The organism is Vibrio sp. 1F279 (assembly GCF_041439815.1).
In the GTDB taxonomy this organism is placed as follows: Bacteria; Pseudomonadota; Gammaproteobacteria; order Enterobacterales; family Vibrionaceae; genus Vibrio; species Vibrio tasmaniensis_A.
Window position 1 is genome coordinate 1 of the sequence record NZ_JBGOOU010000105.1, and the last position, 2,252, is coordinate 2,252.

General features: G+C 42.3%; 4 protein-coding genes. All 4 read left to right on the top strand.

Annotation, left to right across the window (positions count from 1 at the left end):
- Window positions 1-209, top strand: a 209-nt coding sequence (locus ACED60_RS25540) for a hypothetical protein (RefSeq protein WP_371692814.1), incomplete at its 5' end; no start/stop codon positions are given.
- A gap of 428 nt (window positions 210-637) precedes the next feature.
- Window positions 638-1,546, top strand: a complete 909-nt coding sequence (locus ACED60_RS25545; RefSeq protein WP_231904621.1) for an IS5 family transposase — start codon at window positions 638-640, stop codon at window positions 1,544-1,546.
- Window positions 1,547-1,770: 224 nt separating this feature from the next.
- Window positions 1,771-2,043: a hypothetical protein gene (locus ACED60_RS25550; RefSeq protein ID WP_231904620.1), complete on the top strand. Its 273-nt coding sequence runs from the start codon at window positions 1,771-1,773 to the stop codon at window positions 2,041-2,043.
- Between the two features lie 47 nt (window positions 2,044-2,090).
- On the top strand, window positions 2,091-2,216 hold the full coding sequence (locus tag ACED60_RS25555; protein WP_231904623.1) for a cache domain-containing protein: 126 nt from the start codon (window positions 2,091-2,093) through the stop codon (window positions 2,214-2,216).
- The last annotated feature ends 36 nt before the right edge of the window (window positions 2,217-2,252 follow it).

Consider the following 2,252-nt stretch of genomic DNA (forward strand, 5'->3'; position numbering starts at 1 on the left):
TAGTGAAGGCAGCCACTCTTACGGTGATGCGGGTGTTGGTATGCAGATGGAATAATAAGCCGACGAATGTGTTTCTCGACTTTGATCTCAAAGACTGCGATATCAACGTAGTCAGTATGAATCAACATGAATGGGGAGGACAATGTTTAAAAACATCAGCAACGCACAATGGACTTGGTTTTCAACCTATCGTGAAAGAATGGGGCTAAAAGGGTTTTCTGACGTACATGCTCTGATGCGGAAGGCGGGAACGGTTCGTTATCCCGGTTGTGGGCCTTGGTTGACCACTTTAAGTAATGCCACAAATGAGCCAAGGTATGTGTCAATTAGTCGACCAAGGAAGTAACTTTGAACGTAAGACAGACCAAGCAGACAAACGTGAATGCCTCACTCAGCAATCAAAGTGCTAGAAAATCGAATCCCTGAAATTGGTGGTGACACACGGAAATAGTTAAAGGCAATAGAACCATCAAAGCCAGAACATCACCGAAGATGCTGACACTATTAAGTTCAATGGCGGAAAAGGCGTTTGTACCGGCGCGAGTTTGAACTGTTTATGGGCGTTGTTGCCTAAATCAGTTGAACCTTTTTCGAGTCCTGCGATCTGATACTTTATGATGGTTAGAGCGGTGACAACATGGGTAAGGCGAAAAAGAAGATAACTAACTGGGCGGAGTACAATAAGGCTCTGTGCAAACGGGGCTCGGTTACGTTCTGGATAGATGATTCAGCCGTAGATGCATGGCGATGCAAAGCCCATCATGGTAAGCGTGGTAGAGGCTTTCAGTACTTTGATACAGCGATTGAAGCTGCCTTGATGATTAAAGGAGTATTCTCATTACCATTGCGTGCTCTTCAAGGTTTTATCGACTCTATCTTTGAGTTATTGGATGTTCCACTGACGTCCCCAGACTACATCTGTATCAGTAAACGGTCGAAGACAGTCCAGGTGAAATACCGTAATAAATCTAAAGGGGCTATTCGTCATATAGCCATTGACTCGACTGGTCTCAAAGTCTTTGGCGAGGGTGAGTGGAAGGTCGAGAAGCACGGTGCCGAAAAACGTAGAACATGGCGCAAGCTGCACTTAGCCGTTGATGTAGATACCCATGAAGCCATTAGTGCCGAGGTCAGTCTGGTAAATGTTGGTGATAGCGAAGTGCTGCCAACGTTACTCAACCCTTTACGTAGAAAGATCGATGCTGTCTCTGCCGATGGAGCATATGACACAAAAAGTTGCCACAATACTCTGAAGAATAAAGGTTGTACTCCGTTGATACCACCTCGAAAGAATGTAGCGTTTTGGGAAGATGGGTATCCCAGAAATGAAGCTGTAGAGGCTCTGAAAAACGGAACAATAGCGGAGTGGAAATCCGAATCTGGTTATCACTATCGCTCAATATCTGAGACCGCAATGTCTCGATATAAAGGACTAACCAGCGGTAAATTGAGCTTGAGATGTTACAACGCTCAAGTGGGTGAAATCATGGCGAATGTCAAAGCTATAAACAAAGTCATAGGACTAGGCATGCCTGTTCGAAGCTAACGGTGAGTCAAATATGGCGTCGTTGACCTTCAAGCTGATTTGATCAACAACGCCGTCGTATTGACTAAAAAGCATGCGAAACGGGGTGCCTCTATCTCCAAATTTAATTACGCAACAAAGCCACCTCAGATGACAATACTTCGGCGCACTTAACAAAATTAACCTTTATTTATAAGTGGGCATTAAGTATTATTGATAATATTAATAATACTTGATAATTAAACATGTTAAATAATGTATCTATAAAAAACAAAATTCAAATGACAATCGGTCTAGCGGCTATGCTTATGTTATTGTTGGGAGGATTCGAACTCTACATTCAACAAGAGCAGAGACTTGAAGAAAGGCATGATAAACTGCAAGCGCAAGTAGAGACTGCGGTATCCTTAGTCCAACACTTCAGAACCAATGAGTCTCTAAATATAGAAGACGCTCAAACAGCAGCAAAAAAAATATTATCAGACCTCAGATATGATGATGACCACTATTTTGGGTAACCAATACAAAAAACAAACTAATTATCCACCCGAAAAGGCTGACTTCTATTGGCCAAGATATGACTAACGTTCGAGATAGTAAAGGTAATTATCATTGGCGCGAAATGTCTCGTATTGCCAAAAACAATTCTTCAGGTTTTTTGAGTTACACATGGGCTTTGTTGCGTAATTAAATTTAAAGATAGAACTACCCCGTTTCGCGTATTTCT